The sequence below is a fragment of the Brevundimonas sp. S1H14 genome, assembly GCF_047716865.1.
In the GTDB taxonomy this organism is placed as follows: Bacteria; Pseudomonadota; Alphaproteobacteria; order Caulobacterales; family Caulobacteraceae; genus Brevundimonas; species Brevundimonas naejangsanensis.
In genome coordinates, this window is the sequence record NZ_CP136679.1 from 266079 (window position 1) to 288561 (window position 22483).

The following is a 22483-nucleotide window of genomic DNA, read 5'->3' on the forward strand; positions in this document are numbered from 1 at the left end:
GTCCCTACATTTCCGCTCACCCCCGCGGACGCCGGGGTCCAGTGAGAGCTGCAAGCGCGGCGCTTGAGGCCAAAGGACTGGATCGCGGCGTCCGCCGGGATGAGCGGGACGTTTAAGCCTTCACCACCTGCATCGTGAGCCATTCGGCGATCAGGGCGGGCTTGTCGCCGCCTTCGATCTCGACGGTCAGTTCGTGCTTCAGCAGCCACCGGCCGCTGCCCTTGTCCTCGGCCGACAGCAGTTTGAAGCGGCCGCGCACGCGCGATCCCGACGGGGCCGGGGCGAGGAAGCGCAGGCGGTCGAAGCCGTAGTTCACCCCCATGACCAGATCGTCCAACTGCGCGACTGCATCCATGCTCATCGCGGAGGCGAGGCTGAGGGTCAGGAAGCCGTGCGCAATCGTCCCGCCGAAGGGCGTCGCCTTGGCGCGCTCGGGGTCGACGTGGATGAACTGCTCGTCCTCGGTCAGGCCGGCGAAGGCGTCGATGCGCGCCTGATCCAGCGCGAACCAGCGGCTGACGCCGACTTCCTGATCGATCAGAGATTGAAGTTCGCTGGCCTTCGTCATGGATGACGCTCCCCTTACAGACGAGCGTCAGCTTAGCCGCTATCCCCTCGCTCGCGCCAGCGAGGTTTAGCCCTCGAATCGCCCCTCGATGATGGCGCTGAACAGGCCGGGGTCGACATTGCCGCCGGACAGGACGACGCCCGTGGTCAGGCCTTTCGCCTCGACCTTGCCCGACAGCAGCGCCGCCAGAGACACAGCGCCGCCTGGCTCGATGACCAGCTTCAGCCAGCGGAAGGCGAAGCGCATGGCCTCGGCGACCTCGGCGTCGGTCACGGTGGCGGCGCCCGCCAGGCGTTGGTTGATCGGCCAGGTCAGCTCGCCCGGCATGGGCGCCATCAGGGCGTCGCAGATGGAGGGCGCGCCTTCGGGATGGCCGACGCGGATTCCGGCCGCCAGCGAGCGGCGGGTGTCGTCGAAAGCGTCGGGTTCGACCACGATGACGCGGGTGTCGGGGCTCTGTTCGGCCATGACCAGATTGATCCCGGCGATCAGCCCGCCGCCCGAGGCGCCGCACAGCAGTTGATCCAATGGAACGCCGGCCTGTTCGAGCATCTCCAGCCCGACCGTGCCCTGACCCTCGATGATAAAGGGATCGTCGAATGGCGGGACCAGCACGGAGCCCCGCTCGGTCGCGATCTCAGCGCCGATGGCCTCGCGGTTCTCGGTCCAGCGGTCGTAGAAGCGCACCTCGCCGCCGAAGGCGCGCACGCCCTCGACCTTCACCGCCGGGCTGTCGGACGGCATGACGATCAGGGCGGGCGTTCCGACGGCTTGGGCGGCGGCCGCGACCCCCTGCGCGTGGTTGCCCGAAGAATAGGCGACCACGCCGCGCGTCTTCTCTTCGTCCGTCAGGCGGCTGATGCGGTTATAGGCGCCGCGGAACTTGAAGGCGCCCGCGACCTGAAACGTCTCGGCCTTCATCAGGACGCGACCGCCGACAGCCTCGTTCAGGGCTGGATGCTCGATCAACGGCGTGCGGACGGCGGCGGGGGCGATCTGGCGGGCGGCGTCGACGACGCCTTGGAAGCTGGGCGTATGCATTGATTTCCTCTTACGGAGAGACGCAGCCTCTGCATAACTGCCAGAATGCACACAAATATGATCCTCGCCATCGACCAGGGCACGACCTCGACGCGAGCGATTGCGTTCGAAGTCTCGCCCGAAGGGGCGTTCAGCGCTGTCGCCGTCAGCCAGATTGAGCTGGCGCAGCATTTCCCGCACTCGGGCTGGGTCGAGCACGACGCGACCGAAATCTGGCGGGCGACTTTGCAGACTTGTCGCGAGGTGGTGAGGAAGGCGGGCGGCGTCGGCCGTTTCGCCGCCATCGGCATCACCAACCAGCGCGAAACTTCGGTGATCTGGGACGCGGCGTCCGGCGAGCCCCTGCATCGCGCCATCGTCTGGCAGGACCGGCGTACGGCCGAGGCGACGGGCAGGCTGGCGGCGGCGGGGCATGAGACCATGGTTCAGGCGGCGACGGGCCTGATCCTCGACCCCTATTTCTCGGCCTCGAAATACGCCTGGCTGCTGGACGCCGTGCCCGGCGCGCGCGAACGGGCGGCGCGGGGCGAGGTCAAGCTGGGCACCATCGACGCCTGGCTGATCTGGAAGCTGACCGGCGGAAACAGCCACGTCACCGACGCCACCAACGCCAGCCGCACCAGTCTGATGGACCTGACGACACGCGCCTGGCGCCCCGACCTGTGCGACCTGTTCGGCGTGCCGATCGAGGCCCTGCCGGAGATCCGCGACTGCGACGCCCTGCTGGGGAATGCGGACCCGGCGCTGTTCGGGCGCGCCCTGCCCATTCACGGTTCGGCGGGCGATCAGCAGGCGGCCCTGGTCGGCCACGGGGCGCTGAAGCCGGGCGACGCCAAGATCACCTATGGCACCGGCGCCTTCCTGGTCGCCAATGTCGGCGCGGCGCCTGTGGCCGCGACCTCGCGGCTGCTGGGGACGCTGGGCTATGCGGCGGGAGGTGAAGCCGCCTATGCGCTGGAGGGGTCCATCTTCTCGGCCGGGTCAGCGATCCAGTGGCTGCGCGACGGGCTGAAGGTGCTGTCGGATTCGCGCCAGTCCGAGGCTGTGGCCCAGTCGCTGACGGATAACGGCGGGGTCTATCTGGTCCCCGGCTTCACTGGTCTGGGCGCGCCGTGGTGGGAGCCGGAGGCGCGTGGCACGGTCGTCGGTCTGACGCGCGATAGCGGCCCGGCGCATATGGTCCGCGCGGCGCTGGAGAGTCTGGCCTACCAGACCCGCGACCTGCTGGACGCCTTGAAGAAAGACGGCGCGCCGCAGCTGAAACGGCTCAAGGTCGATGGCGGGGTCACCGCCAACGCGTTCGCCATGCAGTTCGTCGCCGATATCTGCGAGGTCGAGGTCGAGCGCCCGGCCTTCCAGGAAATGACGGCTATGGGAGCGGCGCGCCTGGCGGCCTATGGCGTGGGCCTGACGTCCGCGCTGTGGACCGCGCCTGCTGAGTCGCCTGCTGTCTGGACGCCGGACATGGACGAGACGGAGAGGGCGCGGCTGCTGAAGGGGTGGCGCGGCGCGGTGCGGGCGGCCGTGGCCGCGGCGCGCGCTGAGGATACGGACCCGGCCACAATCTAGAACAGTTATTATTGCAGATTGATTTGTGAAACAGGCGTGGAAGGCCTACCTATCGGTCTGGAGCATGAACACTGATGTCTGACAGCCAACGTTTTCCCGTCGCCGCCCACGCCCTGGCCTATCTGGCCCACAAGGGCGCCTATGCGGCGACCGAGGCCGAGCCGAGCGCCGTCCTGGCCGCCTCGGTGCCGACCAATCCGGTGGTGATCCGTCGGGTGACCGCCCTGCTGGCCAAGGCGGGACTGATCGCGACGCGTCCGGGCGCCTCGGGCGGGTCGTGGCTGCTGCGGCGGCCTGAGACCATCTGTCTGGACGAGGTGCTGCGGGCGGTGAACGGTTGCGCCCATCTGGGCTCTCCGCCTGCGGGGGCCAAGGGCTGCCCGATCGGCGAACATATTCCGCGTCAGGTGGCCAAGGCCCTGACGGCGGCGGACCAGGCGGCGGGCGCGGCCCTGTCGAAGATCACTATCGCCGACCTGCTGGAAGAAGACCCTGAGGTGCTGCGCGCCTTCGCCCCGCATCCGTCCTGTCCCAACGCCGACGCAGCCTGACGAGCCGTCCGTGGGGGAGGGGCGCCGCACCATTCTGATCACCGGCGCCTCGGCGGGCATAGGGGCGGCGCTGGCCCGAGTCTGCGCCGAGCGTGGCTACGACCTGATCCTGACCGCCCGTCGCGAAGGGCCGCTGCAGAGCCTGGCCGAGGAACTGAGCGCTGCGTACGGCGTCGCGGTCGCCGTCATTCCCGCTGATCTGGCTGACCCTGACGCGCCCGTCCGTCTGGTCGAGGCGATCACCGTGCGGGGCCTGGCCGTCGACGGCCTGATCAACAATGCAGGCTTTAGCCGCACCACAGGCTTTCTGACCACGGACCCGGCCGACCACGCCGCCATGGTCCGCGTCATGCTGAGCGCGCCGGTCGAGCTGTCGCGTCTGCTGCTGCCGGGCATGGTCGCACGCGGATGGGGCCGGGTGCTGAACGTCGCCTCCCTGGCCGGACAGATGCCCGCGACCGGCGGCGACACCCTTTACGGTCCGATCAAGAGCTTTCTGATCAAGGCGTCGCAGGGGTTGTGGCTGGAGATGCGGGGGACCGGCGTGCATGTCACCGCCCTGTGCCCCGGCTACACCTACACCGAGTTCCACGACGTCAACGGCTCGCGCGAGCAGGTCTCGGCCGCCTATCCCCGTTGGATGTGGATGGACGCCGATCGCGTCGCGCGCATCGGCTGGGGCGCGGTCGAGGCTAACCGTCCGCGCGTGACGCCGGGCGTTATGAACAATGTGCTGGCGGCGCTGGGCGGAATTCTGCCCGACACGATGGCGCTGAAAATAGTCGGCGGTCACGCCAGGCGTCTGGACCGGCTTTAGCGATTACTGGCCGCCCGCCGGATAGGGGGCGGTGACTCCGGCGCTGAACATGCCCGGCAGGGCCTCGCCCAGACCCATCAGGATGAACTGGATCGCCAGGGCGCACAGGATCAGGCCCAGCACCCGCACGACGATGGCCATGCCCACGTCGCCGAGGATGCGGCTGATCGGCCCAGTGGCCGAGAAGCACAGGAAGGTGACGACGCAGGCGGCGATCATGGCGACCAGGGAGGCCAAGGTCCCGGTGAGGCCCAGCTTGGCCGCCTCTCCGGCGTTGATGATCACGGCCGAGATGGCGCCCGGCCCGATCATCAGGGGAATGGCGAAGGGCACGATCAGCCGCTTGAAGCGGCGCTTGGCGTAGCCGCGCACGTCCTGGGCGTCCGTTACGGCATCGGCGTCGGCGAAGATCTTCAGGAAGTCCTCGCGCGCCATATCCAGACCCAGCAGCAGCAGCAGGATGCCGCCCGCGATGCGGAAGGCGGCCAGCGAAATGCCGAAGAACTGCAGCAGGCCCAGGCCGGTGAAGAAGAAGAAGCCGAGGAAGACCACGGCGAACAGGCAGATCATGGCCGAGACGCTGATCCGCTGACGCAGGGAAGCGCCCGCCGTGGCCGCCGCGAAGATCGGCACATTGCCGATGGGGTCCAGCAGGGCGAACAGCGCCACGAACAGGTTGACCCCCAGATCGACCGCGTTCATTGCTGCACCTTGCCCTGAAAACCCGCCGCGCGACCGCGACTCCTCGCCCCACCTATCGGGGCATCCGCGCGCGCCTGCAAGCCGCCGAGAGCTGGAAATGTCCGCAGACCGACCCAATCGTCCCTTCGATCCGCGCGTTATCTGCGCCCTGGACGTGCCGACGACGGATGAGGCGCGGGCTCTGGTCGAGCGGATCGGCGATGCGGTCGGCTTCTACAAGGTGGGTCTTCAGCTGTTCGCTTCGGACGGCATGGCGCTGGCGCGCGAGCTGAAGGCGTCGGGCGCCCAGGTGTTTCTGGACTGGAAGCTGCACGACATCGGCGCGACGGTGGAGAAGGCGGCGGCGGTGCTGGCGAACGCGGGCTGCGATCTGCTGACAGTCCACGCCCGACCGCAGGTGATGGCGGCGGCGGCGCGCGGGGCGGCGGGCTCGGACCTGAAGATTCTGGGCGTAACCGTCCTGACCAGCCTGACCGACGATGATCTGAGGGCGGATGATCACAGTTTGTCGGCCGCCGAACTGGTGGAGCTGCGGGTGCGTCAGGCGCTGGAGGCGGGCGTCCACGGCGTCGTCTCCAGCCCGCATGAGGCGGGGCGGGCGCGGCAGATCGCGGTCGAGGCCGGCAGAGAGGGCTTCCTGATCGTCACGCCGGGCGTGCGGCCTGCCGGGGCGGCGATGGACGATCAGGCCCGCGCGGCGACCCCGGCCAGCGCTTTGGAAGCCGGCGCCACCCATTTGGTCATCGGCCGTCCGATCACGGCGGCGTCCGACCCCCGCGCAGCGGCTCAGGCGATCACTCAGGAGATCGCATTGGTCGCAGGCGTTTGATCGCCTGAAGAGATTGATCGCTAAAGGGATCGTGCTTCACGTGAAACAGAAAGGGCGGCGTCCGCAGACGCCGCCCTTGTCGTATCAGCCGCGTTCGCCGCGTTCCTGGCGGTAGGGCCGCTCGGTCGGCGACGGCGGAGGCGGCGGGGCCGGCGGCACGGCGTAGTAGCCCTGATCGAAGTTCACGACCGGCGGGGCCGTCTCGACGCGTGGCGGTTCGACATAGACGTCGGGCCGGGCCACTTCGACCTGGGCCGGGGCGACGCGCACGTCGGCGGCGGCCACATGCACCGGCGGCGGGGCGACGTGGACGCGGGCCGGTTCGACGTAAACCGGGGCCGGCTGCACATAGATCGGCGGCGACTCCACATAGACGGGCGGCTGCGAGACATAGACCGGCGGCTGGCTGACGTAGATCGGCTCGGAGCGGTAATGAACGGGTTGAGGCGGCGGGCCGCATCGCCCGCAGTCCTGGCTGTAACCGCCCTGATAATACCCCTGTTGTTGATAGCCGCCGCTGTACTGACTGCCGCTGTATTGGCCGCCGTAGCCGCCATAGCCGTAGCGCGCCCACGGATAGCGGCCGTAGCCGTCGACTGGATAGCCGAAGGGCATGGAGCGGGTGACGCCGGAATAGCCGTAGCCGCCCTGCTGGATCGGCGGTTGCGACGGAGCGACCACGACGGGCGGCCGCACCCCGGCGCCGCCGTAGCCGTATCCATAGCCGTAGCTCTCGACAGGGCCGTAGCCGCCCTGCCAGCCGGTGTCGCTGTACCAGGTCTGGGCGCGGCTCTGGACCACGGGACTGCGGGCGTAGCCTGCGGCGGCGTTATAGCGGGCGCCGGCCTGGTGGGCCTCGGCCGCTCCGGCGATGAGGATCGCCGCGCCGGCGGCGGCGTAGAATAGAGCCTTCATGGCTGCGCTCCTTGTTTCGGCCGCAAAGGTTAATGCGCATTTCGCCGGAGCGTTCATTATTCTCCCAGCAAGGGAACCGATGCGGGATGAGCGCCGCCGCGCGGCGAGCGGTAGCGCCTTAAAAGTCGACCGCCAGACCTTTTTTCTCCCAGTCGCCGAAGCGCGTCGGTTCGGGCCCTTTGCGGCCGCCGACTTCATTGGGCAGGGCGGCGGCGTCTTCGGCGGCGCGGCGTTCAGCCGCCTCCAGCAGGGCGCGGCGTGCGGCCTCGCTCAGCGGGCGCTCCGGCGTGGCGTGGGGCACGTCGGCGTTGAAGACGGCCTCGGGGGAGGTTTCGATCGGGGGGGTGGGCTGTTCGGTCACAGGTCGCCTGCCTTGAGAGCGGGGATGCTGGGCCTCAAATAGACGTTCCGGCCGAACACGCCACCCCTGACGCTCGAAACCTTCGTCCGAAGCCTCTCGCATGAACCATCTGAAGACATTCGCCCTGCTGGCCGTGATGACCGCCCTGTTCATGGGGATCGGCTATCTGATCGGCGGCGTCAGCGGCATGGCCATCGCCCTCGTCGTGGCGGCGGGCATGAATGTCTTCAGCTATTGGAACGCGGACAAGATCGTCCTGAAGATGTATCGCGCCCAGCCGGTGGACGAGACCCATCCCAACGCCGTGGTGCGCGCCTATGTCGCCGATGTGAAGCAGATGGCGCAGGATGCGGGCCTTCCCCTGCCCAACATCACCATCATCCCGAACGACCAGCCCAACGCCTTCGCCACGGGGCGCAACCCTCAGAACGCGGCGGTGGCGGCGACGACGGGGCTGCTGGACATGCTGACCCGCGAAGAAATCCGCGGCGTGATGGCGCACGAACTGGCCCATGTGAAGAACCGCGACACCCTGACCATGACGGTCACGGCGACGGTGGCCGGCGCCATCGCCATGCTGGCCAATTTCGCCCTGTTTTTCGGCGGCAACGACCGTGAAAGGCCGGGCGGCATGATCGGGACCATCGCCCTGATGCTGCTGGCGCCGATGGCGGCGGGTCTGGTGCAGATGGCCATCAGCCGCGCGCGCGAATACGAAGCGGACCGCGTCGGGGCCGAGATCGCCAACGATCCGCAGGCCCTGGCCTCGGCCCTGCAGAAGATCGAGGCCTATGCGCGAGGCGCGGTCAACGCGCCGGCCGAGCGCAATCCGGCGACGGCCCATATGTTCATCATCAATCCGCTGAACGGGAAGGGGGCGGACAATCTGTTCTCGACCCACCCGGCCACCGGCAACCGCGTGCGCGCCCTGATGGAGCTTGGCGCGAAGATGGGCATGGGCGGGCGTCCGACGGCGGCCTTTGTCGCGCCTGCGCCTTCCGCATCGTCGGTCCGGGGAACCAGCGTGCCGACAACCGACGATGCGCCGCCGCGCGGGCCGTGGGGCTGACTTTCCGCAAGGATGGGGCTTTGCGTGTGCGGGCTTAAGCCGCTAGAGCGAAATCGGTTCAGTTGGACGAGTGTCCAACTGAACGCAGATATTCGCTCCAAGCATGATTTTGGACCATTGTTCTGGGTTCAGTCGATTTCGACTGAACCGAAAATGGTCTAGAGCGCGCGCCATGACCGACGAGACCGATTCCAAGCCGTCCGACGCCGACCGCCCCGAATGGGCCAAGGCGCATGGCCCGCTGCGCTCCTTCGGGCGCATCAAGTCGCGGCCGATCAAGGCGAAGCAGGCGGCCCTGTTCGACACCCTGATGCCGAGCATCGCCGTGCCGGACCCGACCAAGGGACCGATCGACCCGCTGGCCCTGATGCCGGAAGCGAAAGCGGCGTGGCTGGAGATCGGCTTCGGCGGCGGCGAGCATCTGGCGGCGCAGGCGGCGCGACATCCTGAGGCGGTGATGATCGGCTGCGAGCCCTTTTTGAACGGCGTGGCCTCGGCCCTGCGTCACGTCGAGGAGGGCGGGCTTCAGAATGTGCGCCTGCACGCCGACGACGCCCGCGCGGTGATGGCGGCCCTGCCGGACGCCTCTCTGGATCGGGTGATGATCCTCTTCCCCGATCCCTGGCACAAGGCGCGCCACAACAAGCGTCGCTTCCTGCAGGACGAAACGGCGGTCGAGATCGCCCGCCTGCTCAAGCCGGGCGGCAAGGTTCGCTTCGTCACCGACTGGCTGGACTACGCCGACTGGGCGCTGGAGCGGCTGGCGCGCACGCCGGGCCTGACGCGCATCGAGACGGGCGCCGACTGGTTCGCCGCGCCTGAAGACCACGTCGTCACCCGCTATGAGGAAAAGAAGCTGGGCGACACTGATCCGATTTTCCTGGAGTTCGTGAAGCGGACCTGACGGCGGGTCTTCGCGCAATAAGACGGCGGGGGCTGACACGGCCCCCGCTTTGGCCTATATGACCGCTCACATCGTTAGACCGACGTCCAACGGCGTCGTTTCAAGCGGCGGCCCGGATGGTCCGTCGCTTTTGTTTTCTGGAGTATCCGCTTGCGGGCCAAGACCGCCGAAGACCGTGCTCTGCTTGAGCTGATCGACCCCGTGGCCGAGAGCCTGGGGCTGGCGGTCGTGCGCGTGCGCCTGATGGGCGGGACGCTGCGCCGTCGTCTGCAGATCATGGCCGAGCGCCAAGCCGACCACGACATCTCGGTCGAGGAATGCGCGCGCCTGTCGCGCGCCGTGTCCGAGGTGCTGGACGCCGCTGATCCGATCGCGGGCGAATATCTGCTGGAAGTTTCGTCGCCCGGCATCGACCGGCCGCTGACGCGCCTGATCGACTTCGACCTGTTCGAAGGGCTGGAAGCTCGCCTCGAAACCGACCGCATGGTCGAGGGCCGCAAGCGCTTCAAGGGCATTGTCACCGGCGCCGAGGGTGAGAATGTCGCCATCGACCTGGACGGCGAGGACGAGACCGCCCTGATCCCCTTCGCCTGGCTGGCCGACGCCAAGCTGGTGCTGACCGACGAATTGCTGAAGCGCGGCGCCGCCCTGCGCGCGGCGCGCGGCGAACCTGAAGACGACGGCCTGCCCCAAGATACGTCTGGGGGCGCGCCGGACGCTGACAACTCCGACTCCACTCAAGACTCCACCAAGGACGACGCCTGATGGCCGTGACCGGAATCTCCGCCAACCGCCTGGAACTGCTCTCCATCGCCGACGCCGTCGCGCGCGAGAAGAGCATCGACCGGGAAATCGTCATCGACGCGATCGAGGAGGCGATCCAGAAGGGCGCCAAGTCGCGTTATGGCGCGCACCACGACATCCGCGCCAAGATCGACCACAAGACCGGCGAGCTCACCCTGACGCGTCACGTCACCATCGTCGCCGACGACTGGCAGCCGGAAGACGAGCTGGAAGAGTTCAACGACAGCGCCATGGTGCGTCTGCGCGACGCCCTGAAGCGCGACGCCGAGGCCGAGGTCGGCAAGGAATACGTCGAGGTCCTGCCGCCGTTCGAGTTCGGCCGCGTCCAGACGCAGATGGCCCGCCAGGTCGTGACTGGAAAGGTCCGCGAGGCTGAGCGCGCAAACCAGTACGAAGAGTTCAAGGATCGCGTCGGCGAGATCGTCAACGGCACGGTCAAGCGCGTCGAATACGGCAACACCATCGTCGACCTGGGCCGTGGCGAAGGCATCATGCGCCGCGACCAGTCGATCCCGCGCGAAGTGTTCAACATCGGCGACCGCGTCCGCACCTACATCTACGACGTGCGGCCGGAGGCCAAGGGCCCGCAGGTCATGCTGTCGCGCGCCCATCCGGGCTTCATGGCCAAGCTGTTCGCCCAGGAAGTGCCCGAAGTCTATGACGGCGTGATCGAGATCCGCGCCGCCGCCCGCGACGCCGGTTCGCGCGCCAAGATGGCCGTGCTGTCGAACGACAGCTCCATCGATCCGGTCGGCGCCTGCGTCGGCATGCGCGGTTCGCGCGTGCAGGCGGTGGTCGCCGAACTGCAGGGCGAGAAGATCGACATCATTCCGTGGGTCGACGACGAGCCGACCTTCATCGTCAACGCCCTGGCCCCGGCCGAAGTGGCCAAGGTGGTGCTGGACGAAGAAGCCGACCGCGTCGAAGTCGTAGTGCCGGACGAACAACTGTCGCTGGCCATCGGTCGCCGCGGCCAGAACGTCCGCCTCGCCTCGCAGCTGACCGGCTGGCAGATCGACATCATCACGGAGTCTCAGGACTCCGAGCGTCGCCAGAAGGAATTCAGCGAGCGCACCGCCCTGTTCCAGGAAGCCCTGGATGTGGACGAGACGATCGCCCAGCTGCTGGTCACCGAAGGCTTCGCCACGGTCGAGGACCTGGCCTTCGTCGAACCCTATGAAATCTCGGAGATCGAGGGCTTCGACGAAGACACCGCCGAAGAACTGCAGACCCGCGCCCGCGAGCACCTGGATCGTCTGGCGGCCGAACTGGACGCCAAGCGCGTGGCTCTGGGCGTCGAAGACGGCGTGCTTGAGGTTCCGGGCGTGACCGCCGCCATCGCTGTCGCCCTGGGCGAAGGCGGGGTGAAGACGGTCGAGGATCTGGCTGACCTGGCCACCGACGAAATCCGCGGCGGCTACGAAGTGCGCGGCGGCGAGCGGGTCAAGGTCGCCGGCGTGCTGGAAAGCTTCAACCTGAGCCAGGAAGACGCCGAAATGCTGATCCTGCAGGCGCGCGTGGCCGCCGGCTGGATCGACGCTTCGGAACTGCCCCAGCCTGAATACGTCGAAGAAGAGACGTTTGAGGGCGAGTTCGATGGTGACTTCGACGGCGAGGGCGAAGACGCCCCGGCCGCCGATGCGAGCGACGACAGCGAGGCGCAGGCCGCCCCCGCTGACGACCTCGACGACCAGTCCCGCGACATGTGATGGGAGCCGTAGCCGTCCATGAGGTCGTCCGAGACGTTGATCGATAGGGATCGTCAGGACCTGGCGTCACGCCAGGCCCTCGATGAATCTCGCCTGATCCGTTTCGTGGCCGGCCCGGACGGCGCGGTGGTCCCCGATCTGGGGCGCAAGCTTCCGGGTCGCGGCCTTTGGGTCGCGGCCGACCGCGCCTCTCTGGAGGCGGCGATCAAGAAGAATATGTTCGCGCGCGCCGCCAAGGCGCCGCTGAAATCCGCCGCCGACCTGCCCGACCTGGTCGAAAATCTGCTGGTCCGGCGTTGTCTGGACCAACTGGGTCTTGCCCGGCGCGAAGGCGTGCTTATCTCTGGCTTCGAGAAATGCGCTGCGGCGATCCGCAGCGGCCGCGCCGCATGGCTGATCGAAGCCGCCGACGGTTCGGCCGATGGGCGCGGCAAGCTTCTGGCCCTCTCCAGACACGCCTCGCCCGCCCCCGAAATCTGCGGGGCTTTCAGCGCGGACGATTTGAGTTTGGCCCTTGGGCTGGAAAATGCGATACACGCCGTCCTGCTGCAAGGCGGGCGGGCTGATCGCTGGACCCTGGAGGTTCAGCGGCTGGCGGGATTTCGACCTCTCTGTCCCCAGAGCTGGAACCGGGCGGGGCCCGAACACGGCGCAGAGGACGACCGGGGCGACGCCCCGGATGGAGAGCCTTAGGGTTTAAGCGGCTGCGGGCCTGTTTCCGAAACAACGGAGGCGGGGCCGCATTCTGCTATGGGTGATTGAGACAGGCGAAGGCGGAATTCTCCGCCCTGAGTAAAGCGACCGGATGAGCGACGAAAACAACAATTCCAACGACGGCAAGACTCCTGCCAACGCGCCTTCGCAGACGGGGCCGCGCGCCCCGCTGAGCCTGAAGCCGCGCGCGACGGGTTCGGTCTCGACCGGCACGGTGAAACAGAGCTTCAGCCACGGCCGTTCCAAGACCGTCGTCGTCGAGACCAAGCGCCGGGCCGGCGCCCAGGGCGGGCATCAGCGTCCGCAGGGCTTCGATGTCGCGCGTCCGCGTTCCGAAGGCGGCGCGCCGCGTTCTGCCGCGCCGCGTCAACCGATGGGCGGAGGTCTGTCGGCCGAGGAGCAGGAAGCGCGTCGTCGCGCCATCGCCCTGGCGACCCAGCAGGCGGCCGAAAAGGAACGCCAGGCCGTAGCCGCCAAGGCCGCCGCCGAGGCTGCCGAGCGCCAGCAGGCGGCCGCCGCTGAAGCCGCCGCCGCCAAGGCCGTCGCCGAAGCCGCCGCCGCCAAGGCTGCTGCTGAAGCGGCGCGGGTCGAGGCCGCCAAGCTGGGCGCCGCCGCCCCGGCGCCGGCCAAGCCTGCTGCGCCCAAGGTCGAGACCCCCAAGGCGGAAGCGCCGAAGGTCGAGGCCCAGAAGGTGGAGGCCAAGCCTGAGCCGGTCAAACCGGCCGCGCCCAAGCGCCCGGCCGTCAACTTTGGCCAGCGCGCGCCCAAGATTCCGCAAGGCCGCGCGCCGCTGGAACGTCCCGCCTTCGGGGGCCGCTCGGCTCGCGAACAGGCGATGGGCGGCGAGCGGCCGCAGGCCAGCGAACAGGCGCCGCGTGAAGGCGGTCGCGAGGGCGGCGAGCGTCCCGCCCGTCCGGCTCAGACGGTCCGCTATTCGGCCCTGAACCCGCGTCCGGCCCCCGGCGCCCGCACCGGCGCGCCCGGCGCGGCCCGTCCTGGCGGCCGCCCGGCCCCGAACCAGCCACCGGCCCAGCCCGAGGTGGCGCGTCCCAGCCGCGCTGGCGGCGGCTTCGCCCGTCCGGCCGGTCGTGAGGACGACCGCGACAAGCGTTTCGCCGACAATGCGCCGGGCAAGGCCGTCAGCCGCACGCGCGGCGAGCCCAAGCGCCGCGAAGGCCGCCTGACCATCCACTCGGTGGCGGGGGGCGACGAGGACGCCGTCGAGCGGATGCGCTCGCTGGCCTCGGTGCGCCGCGCTCGCGAACGCGAGAAGGAAAAGCGCCGCGGCGGCTCGACCGAAACGCCGAACCGTCCGCGTGAAGTGATCATTCCCGACACCATCACCGTTGGCGAACTGGCCAACCGGATGGCGGTGCGCGGCGTCGACATCATCAAATTCCTGATGCGTCAGGGCCTGATGATGAAGATCAACGACGTGATCGATTCCGACACCGCCGAACTGGTGGCCGAGGAATACGGCATGGCCGTCAAGCGCGTGTCGGAATCCGACATTGAAGAAGGCTTCATCGCCGAGGCCGACGAGGCCGACACCGGCGACCTGCGCGCTCCGGTCGTGGCCATCATGGGCCACGTCGACCACGGCAAGACCTCGCTGCTGGACGCCCTGCGCACCACGGATGTGGCGGCGGGCGAAGCCGGCGGCATCACCCAGCACATCGGCGCCTATCAGGTGCGTCTGGCCGATGGTCAGCGCATCACCTTCCTGGATACGCCGGGCCACGCGGCCTTCTCGGCGATGCGGGCGCGCGGCGCCAACGTCACCGACATCGTCGTTCTGGTGGTGGCCGCCGACGACGGCGTCATGCCGCAGACGGTCGAGGCCATCCAGCACGCCAAGGCGGCCGGTTCGCCGATCATCGTGGCGGTCAACAAGGTCGATAAGCCCGACGCCAACCCGCAGAAGATCGTCAACGAGCTGCTGCAGTATGAGGTGATTGCTGAATCCCTGGGCGGCGACACTCAGATCATCGAGCTGTCGGCCAAGGAGAAGATCAACCTGAACGGCCTGACCGACGCCATCCTGCTGCAGGCGGAAGTCATGGACCTGCGCGCCAACGCCGAGCGTTCGGCCGAGGGCGTGGTGATCGAGGCCCAGCTGGACAAGGGCCGCGGGCCGGTCGCGACCGTCCTGGTCAAGCGCGGCACGCTGAAGCGCGGCGACATCGTCGTGGCCGGCTCCGCCTGGGGTAAGGCGCGCGCCCTGCTGGACGAACGCAACGCCCAGCTGACCGAAGCCGGTCCCTCGGTTCCGGTCGAGATCCTGGGTCTGTCGGAAGCCCCCACGCCGGGCGACGTCTTCGCTGTGGTCGAGAACGAGGCCCGCGCCCGCGAACTGACCGAATACCGTCAGCGCGTGAAGCGTGAAAAGGGTCAGGTCTCCGGCGGCAGCCTGTCGCTGGCCGACATGATGGCCAAGCTCGGGTCCAAGAAGATCAGCGAGCTGCCGGTCCTCATCAAGTCGGACGTGCAGGGCACGGCCGAAGCCATCACCACCTCGCTGGAGAAGATGGGCAACGACGAAGTGCGGGCCCGCGTGGTCATGCACGGCGCCGGCGGCATCACCGAGAGCGACGTCAATCTGGCCAAATCGGCCGGGGCGCCGATCCTGGGCTTCAACGTCCGTGCGTCGAAACAGGCGCGCGAACTGGCTGAGCGTGAAGGCGTCGAGATCCGTTACTACTCGATCATTTACGACCTGCTGGACGACATTAAGGGCGTGCTCTCGGGCATGCTGGCGCCGCTCCAGCGCGAAACCTTCCTGGGCAACGCCAAGGTGCTGCAGACCTTCGACATCACCAAGGTCGGCCGGGTCGCGGGCTGCCGCGTCACCGAGGGCGTGGTCCGCAAGGGCGCGCGCGTCCGCATCATCCGCGACGACGTGGTGGTGCTGGAGCTGGGCGTGCTCAACACGCTCAAGCGCTTCAAGGACGAGGTCAACGAAGTGCCTTCGGGTCAGGAGTGCGGCATGCAGTTCGCCGGCTTCCAGGACATCAAGGAAGGCGACTACATCGAGTGCTTCACCGTCGAAGAGATCAAGCGCACCCTGGACTAGGGTGCCTAGATCTGGACGTTTGAGCCTCACGGCCTGAAAGATGAAGGGCGCGGTTTCGAAAGAAGCCGCGCCCTTCATCTTTGGCGTTGTGGCCAATTTCCGCTCATCCCGGCATCCGAAGGGATAAGCGGGTGGGGTAGGGTCAGTCCTCGACGACAGACTTCAGCGCGCCGTCCGAGAAGGTCAGGATGAAGCGCTGGATCGGCGCCGCATCGTCGGCCTGAAGCTCGATCTCCAGCCGTTCGCCGGTCAGTTCGGCGGTCATGGAAACCTCGGTCTCGCCCAGCCAGGCCCGGCCCGTCACCTGCTGATACGTCTGCTCCAGTTCCAGGCGGCAGGTTGTTCCGTCTTCGCGGGCCCAGTCCCAGCGCCCGGCGACCGAGGCGGGAACAGTCCATTTGTAGATGTAGCCGTCGGCGACCTTGATGCGCTCATCCGCCGCCCAGTCGCCCATGTCGAAGGCGTGGGAGACGATGCGGGCGCCGGGCTTCAGCTGGCTGAGCAGGCGCGGGCGCAGTTCGATATTGATCGATTGCAGCAGGTAGAGGCTGACTACAGTGGCTTCGCGGACATCGACGCTGAACAGGTCTTCCTCGATGAAGTCGACCATGTGTTCAACCCCGGCCCAGCCGGCGTACTCCATGGCGTCGGCGATGCGGGTCGGGTCGATGTCGAAACCGATGGCGTGGGCGTCGCGGTCGCGGGCGGCGGCGATGACGATGCGGCCGTCGCCGCACCCCAGATCATAGAGGCGATCCTTCGGCCCTACCCCCGCCAGCGCCAGCATGGCGGCCACAGTGTCCTCCTCCGTCGGGACGAAGGGCACGGCCAGGTAGCGGTCCGGGTCCTGGGCGTAGTTGTCGATGTCGAAGGGGTCTTTGAACACGGCGGCTCGGATCATGAAGGGGAGGAACGGGCGTAGGAGGCCTCGGCAGAAGGCCATACGCCCGGACGCCCATCATGCCGGATGGACGCCCGCCTCGCCAGCGGCCGAGCATCGAAGGCTTCATCTGACGTTCGGTTGGCTTTAGGGTTCGGCCATCGCGTCGGGGGGCGCAGAAGAATAGGCCGCCAATGTCACGCCCTGGACTGTCTCTGCTCTTGATCGCCTTCGTGGCCGCCAGCGTGGCGACGCCCGCGCTGGCCGACACGCGGTTCCTGTCGTTCGACGCCAGGGATCGCGCCACCCAGGCTCTGACGCGCGGCGTGACGCTGGAGGTGGAGCGCGGCTGGTTCGGCGCCACCTCGGTGAAGAACCTCTTCTCCTCGACCTCGCGCGGGTCGGCCCGGTTCGAGCGCGGCGGGCCCGATCAGGTCCGGCGCGTCCTGCCTCAGGGCGCGGCTGACGGCGGAGTCTACAGCATCACGGCCGACGGCGACGGCCGCGCCCTGTCACGCGCCCTGTGCCCCGGCGCGGATGAGGCCTTCATCGTCGTGGGCCGGGTGCGCGCCGGCCATCCGCTGACGATCGAGACGGTCGGCCGCTGGGCCGACGGCCAATTCCGTCATTGCGTCAGCCTGAACTATAGCTATCGGGGCGAGTGGGCGACAATGCAGGGCTCTTCGCCCGCGCGGGACGTTCCGGCCGCATTCGGCAACAACTAAAGGCGGGGCGGGCGTGCTCATCCGCTGGAGCTTCGCCGTTCTTCTGGGTCTGCTGGCGGGTCTGTGGACGGCGCAGCGGCCGGGCGATCCGGCGCTGTTTCCACCCGAGGGAGAACAGGCGGCGATCGTCGTCCATCTGCTCGATAACGGCTTTCACACCGACCTCGCGGCCCCGCGCGCGGCGTTGGCGGCCGGAGACGATGCGCTGGCGCGAGCCGTGCGAGCCCTGCCGCCCGGCGACTGGGTGCGGATCGGCTGGGGCGACGCCGTCTTCTATGTCGAACAGGGCCCGATCAGCGGGCGGCTTCCCGACGGCGCGCGGGCCTTCTTCAGGCCGGGCGGCAATCCGTCCGTCGTGATGCTGGACCCCGATCCGGTCGATCCGGCCCTTCTGCCAGAGAAGACGCGGGCGACCCTGAGCCTGTCGCCCGACGGTTTTGCAGCCTTGCGCGCGCGCGTGGCGTCCTCGCTGCAGCTGGATGCAGAGGGGCGGGCGGTCATCGCGGCCAGCAGGCCGGGCGACGACGCCGTCTTCTACGCCAGCCATGAGACCTTCTGGGTCGGCCATCTGTGCAATCACTGGACGGCCGAGGTGCTGAACGCGGGCGGCCTGCCCATGCCGATGGTCCGCAGTCTGACCTCGGGCGCGGTGATGCGGGCGGCGAGAACCGCCGAACAGGGCGCGGCGGAACTGGACTTGAGCGACGCAGGCGACTAGACCCCGCCCCTTCGCGTTTCAGAGCCGGCGTCCGATCCCCGGCGGCGCGAGCAGGAGGAGCCCCGATGGCCCGCAAGCAACACACCCGCAACGCCAGCGGTCCCCTGGGACCGTCGCAGCGCCAGCTGCGCGCCGGCGAGCTGATCCGTCACGCCCTTGTCGATGTCATGCGCGAGCATGAGATTCATGACGAGGCGCTGCTCGGCGTCTCCGTCACCGTGACCGAGGTGCGGATGAGCCCGGATCTGCGCCACGCCACCTGTTTCGTCGAGCCGCTGGGCGCGGGCGTCGAGGCGGCCGAGACGGCCGGGCAGGAGAGCGCCATCATCAAGGCGCTGAACGAACACGCCAAATTCCTGCGCGGTCAGCTGGGCCGCCGTATCGACATGAAGTTCACGCCGGACCTCAAGTTCCGCCACGACGAGAGCTTCGGTACGGCCAGCCACATGGACCGTCTGTTCAATGATCCGCGCGTGCGCGCCGACATCGAACAGGCTGACGACCAGGGCGAAGACTGATCCTATGGCGCGACGCAAGAAGGGCGATCTCGTCAACGGCTGGGTGTGTCTGGACAAGCCCTATGAGATGGGCTCGACCGAGGCGGTGACGAAGGTCCGTCGCCTGTTCAACGCCCAAAAGGCGGGCCATGCCGGGACGCTGGACCCGCTGGCCTCGGGCATTCTGCCCATTGCGCTGGGCGAGGCGACCAAGACCGTGCCCTTCATGATGGAGGCGCAGAAGGTCTATCGCTTCACCATCCACTGGGGCATTTCGACCGACAGCATCGACCGCGAGGGCGAGATCATCGCCCGCTCCGATGTGCGGCCTTCGGTGGAGGCAGTGACCGCGGCCCTGCCTTCGTTTGTCGGCGAGATCGACCAGACGCCGCCTGCGTTTTCCGCCGTGCGCGTCAACGGCGAGCGCGCCTATGATCTGGCGCGGGCGGGGGTCGAGGTCGAGCTTCAGTCGCGCCGCGTGACCATTCACGAGGCGGCGGTGACGGCCGCGCCGGACGCCGATCACGTCGAGATCACGATGCGGACGGGCAAGGGCGTCTATGTCCGTTCGCTGGCGCGCGACCTGGCGATCATGCTGGGCGCCGAAGGCCATGTCTCGGACCTGCGACGCGAGCGGGTGGGGCCGTTCTCGGTCGACAACGCCGTAACGCTGGATTTTCTTGAGGAGTTGGCGCATAAGGGCGCCGCCTTTGAGGGCTTGCTGCCCGTTTCGACCGCTCTGGACGACATCCCGGAGTTGGCCGTGACGGATCAGGACGCCCTCTCTTTGAGGCAGGGACGGCCGATCGTTCTGCTCCCCCGACAGATTGAAACGCTCAAGGCCCGGCTCACCGCCGGTTCGCGGCTGGTTTCGGTCTTCGAGGGCGGAACCCTGGTCGCGCTCGGCAATCTCAGGGCCGGTCGGCTTGAACCCGACCGTGTTTTCAACCTCCCTTGAAGCAGGCCTACCCGCTTGCCGACAGGAACTCCAACGCCCTCAAGACGCGAGCCTCCGCGAGGCGAGCATAGGGCCAGAAAGGACCTCCGATGTCGATTACAGCTGAACGTAAAGCTGAAGTCATCGCCGACAACGCTCGCTCGACGGGCGACACCGGTTCGGCCGAAGTGCAGGTCGCGATCCTGACGGAACGCATCGCCAACCTGACCGAGCACTTCAAGACCCACAAGAAGGACAACCACTCGCGTCGTGGCCTGCTGAAGCAGGTTTCGCAGCGTCGTCGCCTTCTGGACCACCTGAACAAGACCGACAGCGCCCGCTATCAGGCGCTGATCGCCAAGCTGGGCCTGCGTCGTTAAGGCGCCCCGGTTGCGGATCGGATAATCTCCACGAGGCGCGGGCGGACACGTCCGCGCCTCGTTCCGCTATTAGTAGCAAGCTTCCCGCGCGCCGCGGGTCTGACCGGCGCAACCGACGCGAGGGCCTTGAATCCGGTCCTCAATCACCCGCCCGGCCGCGACATTGCGGTCAGGTCACCGGGGACCGTTAAGGACTGAACGGCCTGACGCTCCGCACACCCCCGACGGGAATACGCCCGCGGGAGACGAAAGACGAAACATGTTCGATATCAAACGCAAGACGATCGAGTGGGCCGGACGCCCGCTGACCCTGGAGACGGGCCGCATCGCCCGTCAGGCCGACGGCGCCGTGCTGGCGACCTACGGCGAGACCGTGGTCCTGGCCACCGTCGTCTACGGCCGCCAGCCCAAGCCGGGCCTGGATTTCTTCCCCCTGACCGTCAACTATCAAGAGAAGACGTTCGCCGCCGGCAAGATCCCGGGCGGCTACTTCAAGCGTGAAGGCCGCCCGACCGAGAAGGAGACCTTGGTCTCCCGCCTGATCGACCGCCCGATCCGCCCCCTGTTCGTCAAGGGCTTCAAGAACGAGACCCAGGTCATCGTCACCGTGCTGCAGCACGACCTTGAGAACGATCCCGACATCCTGGGCATGGTCGCTGCCTCGGCCGCCCTGACCATCTCGGGCGTGCCCTTCATGGGCCCGATCGGCGCCGCGCGCGTCGGCATGATCGACGGCGAACTGGTGCTGAACCCGGCCATCGACACCCTGGGCGAGAGCGCCCTGGATCTGGTCGTCGCGGGCACGCAAGACGCCCTGATGATGGTCGAATCCGAAGCCAAGGAGCTGTCGGAAGAGAAGATGCTCGAGGCCCTGATGTTCGCGCACGCGGGCATGCAGCCGGTCATCGACGCCATCATCGACCTGGCCGAGCACGCCGCCAAGGAACCGTTCGACTTCCAGGCCGAGGACCACTCGGACGTGGTCGCCTCGATCAAGTCGCTGGTCGGCGAGGACATCAAGGCCGCTTACGCCCACCCGGGCAAGTATGAGCGCCGCTCGGGCGTCGACGTCGCCAAGAAGAAGGCCGCCGAGGCCCTGGTGAAGACCGACGAGAAGCCGGACGGCGTCGATTCGTCGAAGTTCTCGGCCGCGTTCAAGGAATGCGAAGCCGACGTCCTGCGTCGTGACATCATCGAGAACAGCCACCGCGTCGACGGCCGCGCCCTGGACAAGGTCCGCGCCATCGTCTCGGAAGTCGGCGTCCTGCCGCGCACCCACGGTTCGTCGCTGTTCACGCGCGGCGAAACGCAAGCTCTGGTCGTCGCCACGCTCGGCACCGGCGAGGACGAGCAGTACATCGACAGCCTGACGGGCACGTACAAAGAGTCCTTCCTGCTGCACTACAACTTCCCGCCCTATTCGGTTGGTGAAGCGGGCCGTATGGGCTCGCCGGGCCGTCGCGAAATCGGTCACGGCAAGCTGGCCTGGCGCGCCATCCGCCCGATGCTGCCGTCGCGCGAGGACTTCCCCTACACCATCCGTCTGGTGTCGGAGATCACCGAGTCGAACGGCTCGTCCTCGATGGCCACGGTCTGCGGTTCGTCGCTGGCCCTGATGGACGCCGGCGTGCCGCTGGTCCGTCCGGTCTCGGGCATCGCCATGGGCCTGATCCTGGAGCCGTCGGGCGAGTTCGCCATCCTGTCGGACATCCTGGGTGACGAAGATCACCTGGGCGACATGGACTTCAAGGTCGCCGGCACCTCGGAAGGCATCACCAGCCTTCAGATGGACATCAAGGTCGCCGGCATCACCAAGGAGATCATGCAGCAGGCCCTGACGCAGGCTTCGGCCGGTCGTCTGCACATCCTCGACGAAATGTCGAAGGCGATGGAGGCTCCGCGCGCCGAGCTGGGCGAGTTCGCTCCCAAGATCGAATCCATCAAGATCGCGGTCGACAAGATCCGTGAAGTGATCGGTTCGGGCGGCAAGGTCATCCGCGAAATCGTCGAGAAGACCGGCGCCAAGGTCGACATCGGCGACGACGGCACCATCAAGATCGCCGCCAACGAGCAGGAAAAGATCGAAGCCGCCAAGGCCTGGATCCAATCGATCGCCTCGGAGCCGGAAGTCGGCACGATCTACACCGGCAAGGTCGTGAAGGTCGTCGACTTCGGCGCCTTCGTGAACTTCTTCGGCGCCAAGGACGGTCTGGTCCACGTGTCCCAGATCGCTCTGGAGCGCGTCGCCAACCCGGCCGACGTCCTGTCGGAAGGCCAGGAGGTCAAGGTCAAATTCCTGGGCTTCGACGATCGCGGCAAGACCAAGCTGTCGATGAAGGTCGTCGATCAGGAAACCGGCGAGGACATCACTGACAAGATCAACGCCGAGCGCGCTGAACGCGGTGAAGCTCCGCTGTCGGAAGACACCGGCGGCCGTCCCAAGGGCGACCGCAACGGCGGCGACCGCGGCCGTCGCCGTCGCGACTAAGCCTCGGCGTCATCGCTGAACTGAGAAGGCCCCGGCGGAGCGATCCGCCGGGGTTTTTCTTGGGCGCTATCGCTCGCGAAGGCGTCATCCCTCTCCCGGCGCGAAAGGGTGAGGGGCTTGTCCTCGCCGTCGGCGCAAGCCGTCGCGCATCGAAGAGCTACGGCCTTCGGCCGACTTCACCCGCGAACCCTCACCCTTTCGCCTTGGCCAATCGCTTCGCTCTTGGAGGCTC

General features: G+C 67.8%; 22 protein-coding genes. 16 read left to right on the forward strand and 6 right to left on the reverse strand.

All coding sequences use genetic code 11. The features are described 5' to 3' along the window. Positions 1–112 precede the first annotated feature (112 nt). Entirely contained in the window at positions 113–568 is a 456-nt protein-coding gene (locus RSD66_RS01265) for a MaoC family dehydratase (protein ID WP_415288708.1), read from the reverse strand. 66 nt (positions 569–634) lie between these two features. After that, a complete protein-coding gene (locus RSD66_RS01270) occupies positions 635–1609 on the reverse strand; it encodes a threonine ammonia-lyase (RefSeq protein WP_415288709.1) in 975 nt (324 codons plus the stop codon). A 57-nt stretch (positions 1610–1666) separates the two neighbouring features. Between RSD66_RS01270 and glpK the strand changes: the two genes are divergently transcribed. The 3 genes from glpK to RSD66_RS01285 all read left to right on the forward strand — a co-directional run bounded on the left by glpK (position 1667) and on the right by RSD66_RS01285 (position 4546). Further along, positions 1667–3178, forward strand: coding sequence for a glycerol kinase GlpK (gene glpK / locus RSD66_RS01275; RefSeq protein ID WP_415288710.1), 1512 nt, complete (start codon positions 1667–1669; stop codon positions 3176–3178). 74 nt (positions 3179–3252) lie between these two features. Then, positions 3253–3729 carry an Rrf2 family transcriptional regulator gene (locus tag RSD66_RS01280; RefSeq protein WP_024354298.1) on the forward strand — a complete coding sequence of 159 codons (477 nt, stop codon included), beginning with the start codon at positions 3253–3255 and terminating at the stop codon, positions 3727–3729. A gap of 10 nt (positions 3730–3739) precedes the next feature. Continuing rightward, the gene (locus RSD66_RS01285; protein ID WP_415288711.1) at positions 3740–4546 is read left to right on the forward strand and encodes an SDR family NAD(P)-dependent oxidoreductase; all 807 of its coding nucleotides are present in this window, start codon (positions 3740–3742) and stop codon (positions 4544–4546) included. A gap of 3 nt (positions 4547–4549) precedes the next feature. Here RSD66_RS01285 and RSD66_RS01290 read toward each other — a convergent pair whose 3' ends face one another. Continuing rightward, positions 4550–5248 (reverse strand): MarC family protein, encoded by a 699-nt coding sequence (locus tag RSD66_RS01290; RefSeq protein ID WP_003167964.1) that lies wholly within the window; start codon positions 5246–5248, stop codon positions 4550–4552. 97 nt (positions 5249–5345) lie between these two features. On the opposite strand from RSD66_RS01290, the gene pyrF reads away from it, so the two are divergent. Then, positions 5346–6077, forward strand: a complete 732-nt coding sequence (pyrF, locus tag RSD66_RS01295; protein WP_415288712.1) for an orotidine-5'-phosphate decarboxylase — start codon at positions 5346–5348, stop codon at positions 6075–6077. 84 nt (positions 6078–6161) lie between these two features. Here pyrF and RSD66_RS01300 read toward each other — a convergent pair whose 3' ends face one another. Together RSD66_RS01300 and RSD66_RS01305 are read right to left on the reverse strand one after the other, a co-directional pair. Beyond that, the gene (locus tag RSD66_RS01300; RefSeq protein ID WP_415288713.1) at positions 6162–6992 is read right to left on the reverse strand and encodes a hypothetical protein; all 831 of its coding nucleotides are present in this window, start codon (positions 6990–6992) and stop codon (positions 6162–6164) included. A 118-nt stretch (positions 6993–7110) separates the two neighbouring features. Then, positions 7111–7353: a DUF1674 domain-containing protein gene (locus RSD66_RS01305; RefSeq protein ID WP_119413230.1), complete on the reverse strand. Its 243-nt coding sequence runs from the start codon at positions 7351–7353 to the stop codon at positions 7111–7113. Between the two features lie 100 nt (positions 7354–7453). Here RSD66_RS01305 and htpX point away from each other — a divergent pair, with 100 nt between their 5' ends. The 6 genes from htpX to infB all read left to right on the forward strand — a co-directional run bounded on the left by htpX (position 7454) and on the right by infB (position 15626). Beyond that, the gene (htpX, locus tag RSD66_RS01310) at positions 7454–8422 is read left to right on the forward strand and encodes a zinc metalloprotease HtpX (protein WP_415288714.1); all 969 of its coding nucleotides are present in this window, start codon (positions 7454–7456) and stop codon (positions 8420–8422) included. A gap of 172 nt (positions 8423–8594) precedes the next feature. Beyond that, entirely contained in the window at positions 8595–9326 is a 732-nt protein-coding gene (gene trmB, locus RSD66_RS01315; protein WP_415288715.1) for a tRNA (guanosine(46)-N7)-methyltransferase TrmB, read from the forward strand. 150 nt (positions 9327–9476) lie between these two features. Beyond that, positions 9477–10091, forward strand: a complete 615-nt coding sequence (gene rimP / locus RSD66_RS01320; RefSeq protein WP_415288716.1) for a ribosome maturation factor RimP — start codon at positions 9477–9479, stop codon at positions 10089–10091. Then, entirely contained in the window at positions 10091–11839 is a 1749-nt protein-coding gene (gene nusA, locus RSD66_RS01325; protein WP_024354290.1) for a transcription termination factor NusA, read from the forward strand. The genes rimP and nusA overlap by 1 nt, the downstream gene beginning before the upstream one ends. Positions 11840–11857: 18 nt before the next feature. Further along, positions 11858–12532, forward strand: coding sequence for an RNA-binding protein (locus RSD66_RS01330; protein ID WP_415288717.1), 675 nt, complete (start codon positions 11858–11860; stop codon positions 12530–12532). Between the two features lie 112 nt (positions 12533–12644). Then, positions 12645–15626 carry a translation initiation factor IF-2 gene (gene infB / locus RSD66_RS01335; RefSeq protein ID WP_119413235.1) on the forward strand — a complete coding sequence of 994 codons (2982 nt, stop codon included), beginning with the start codon at positions 12645–12647 and terminating at the stop codon, positions 15624–15626. A 142-nt stretch (positions 15627–15768) separates the two neighbouring features. Here the strand turns inward: infB and RSD66_RS01340 are convergent, their stop codons facing one another. After that, positions 15769–16512 (reverse strand): class I SAM-dependent methyltransferase, encoded by a 744-nt coding sequence (locus tag RSD66_RS01340; protein ID WP_415288718.1) that lies wholly within the window; start codon positions 16510–16512, stop codon positions 15769–15771. A 188-nt stretch (positions 16513–16700) separates the two neighbouring features. Here RSD66_RS01340 and RSD66_RS01345 point away from each other — a divergent pair, with 188 nt between their 5' ends. The 6 genes from RSD66_RS01345 (at position 16701) to pnp (ending at position 22251) form a co-directional block, all read left to right on the forward strand. Then, positions 16701–17231, forward strand: a complete 531-nt coding sequence (locus RSD66_RS01345) for a hypothetical protein (RefSeq protein ID WP_024354286.1) — start codon at positions 16701–16703, stop codon at positions 17229–17231. Between the two features lie 13 nt (positions 17232–17244). Next, positions 17245–17949 (forward strand): DUF2459 domain-containing protein, encoded by a 705-nt coding sequence (locus tag RSD66_RS01350; RefSeq protein WP_415288719.1) that lies wholly within the window; start codon positions 17245–17247, stop codon positions 17947–17949. Between the two features lie 65 nt (positions 17950–18014). After that, positions 18015–18467: a 30S ribosome-binding factor RbfA gene (gene rbfA / locus RSD66_RS01355; RefSeq protein WP_415288720.1), complete on the forward strand. Its 453-nt coding sequence runs from the start codon at positions 18015–18017 to the stop codon at positions 18465–18467. 4 nt (positions 18468–18471) lie between these two features. Further along, positions 18472–19404, forward strand: a complete 933-nt coding sequence (gene truB / locus RSD66_RS01360) for a tRNA pseudouridine(55) synthase TruB (protein WP_119413237.1) — start codon at positions 18472–18474, stop codon at positions 19402–19404. A gap of 89 nt (positions 19405–19493) precedes the next feature. Beyond that, complete coding sequence (gene rpsO, locus RSD66_RS01365; RefSeq protein WP_024354282.1) at positions 19494–19763, forward strand: 30S ribosomal protein S15; 270 nt, start codon at positions 19494–19496, stop codon at positions 19761–19763. A 259-nt stretch (positions 19764–20022) separates the two neighbouring features. After that, complete coding sequence (gene pnp / locus RSD66_RS01370; protein ID WP_415288721.1) at positions 20023–22251, forward strand: polyribonucleotide nucleotidyltransferase; 2229 nt, start codon at positions 20023–20025, stop codon at positions 22249–22251. Positions 22252–22483: the final 232 nt, after the last annotated feature.

Bases quoted from the DNA above. Each gene is read 5' to 3' on its own strand.
- RSD66_RS01265 (WP_415288708.1), bottom strand. From the start codon at position 568: ATGACGAAGGCCAGCGAACTTCAATCTCTGATCGATCAGGAAGTCGGC.
- RSD66_RS01270 (WP_415288709.1), bottom strand. From the start codon at position 1,609: ATGCATACGCCCAGCTTCCAAGGCGTCGTCGACGCCGCCCGCCAGATC.
- glpK (WP_415288710.1), top strand. From the start codon at position 1,667: ATGATCCTCGCCATCGACCAGGGCACGACCTCGACGCGAGCGATTGCG.
- RSD66_RS01280 (WP_024354298.1), top strand. From the start codon at position 3,253: ATGTCTGACAGCCAACGTTTTCCCGTCGCCGCCCACGCCCTGGCCTAT.
- RSD66_RS01290 (WP_003167964.1), bottom strand. From the start codon at position 5,248: ATGAACGCGGTCGATCTGGGGGTCAACCTGTTCGTGGCGCTGTTCGCC.
- pyrF (WP_415288712.1), top strand. From the start codon at position 5,346: ATGTCCGCAGACCGACCCAATCGTCCCTTCGATCCGCGCGTTATCTGC.
- RSD66_RS01300 (WP_415288713.1), bottom strand. From the start codon at position 6,992: ATGAAGGCTCTATTCTACGCCGCCGCCGGCGCGGCGATCCTCATCGCC.
- htpX (WP_415288714.1), top strand. From the start codon at position 7,454: ATGAACCATCTGAAGACATTCGCCCTGCTGGCCGTGATGACCGCCCTG.
- trmB (WP_415288715.1), top strand. From the start codon at position 8,595: ATGACCGACGAGACCGATTCCAAGCCGTCCGACGCCGACCGCCCCGAA.
- nusA (WP_024354290.1), top strand. From the start codon at position 10,091: ATGGCCGTGACCGGAATCTCCGCCAACCGCCTGGAACTGCTCTCCATC.
- RSD66_RS01330 (WP_415288717.1), top strand. From the start codon at position 11,858: ATGAGGTCGTCCGAGACGTTGATCGATAGGGATCGTCAGGACCTGGCG.
- infB (WP_119413235.1), top strand. From the start codon at position 12,645: ATGAGCGACGAAAACAACAATTCCAACGACGGCAAGACTCCTGCCAAC.
- RSD66_RS01345 (WP_024354286.1), top strand. From the start codon at position 16,701: ATGTCACGCCCTGGACTGTCTCTGCTCTTGATCGCCTTCGTGGCCGCC.
- rbfA (WP_415288720.1), top strand. From the start codon at position 18,015: ATGGCCCGCAAGCAACACACCCGCAACGCCAGCGGTCCCCTGGGACCG.
- truB (WP_119413237.1), top strand. From the start codon at position 18,472: ATGGCGCGACGCAAGAAGGGCGATCTCGTCAACGGCTGGGTGTGTCTG.
- rpsO (WP_024354282.1), top strand. From the start codon at position 19,494: ATGTCGATTACAGCTGAACGTAAAGCTGAAGTCATCGCCGACAACGCT.
- pnp (WP_415288721.1), top strand. From the start codon at position 20,023: ATGTTCGATATCAAACGCAAGACGATCGAGTGGGCCGGACGCCCGCTG.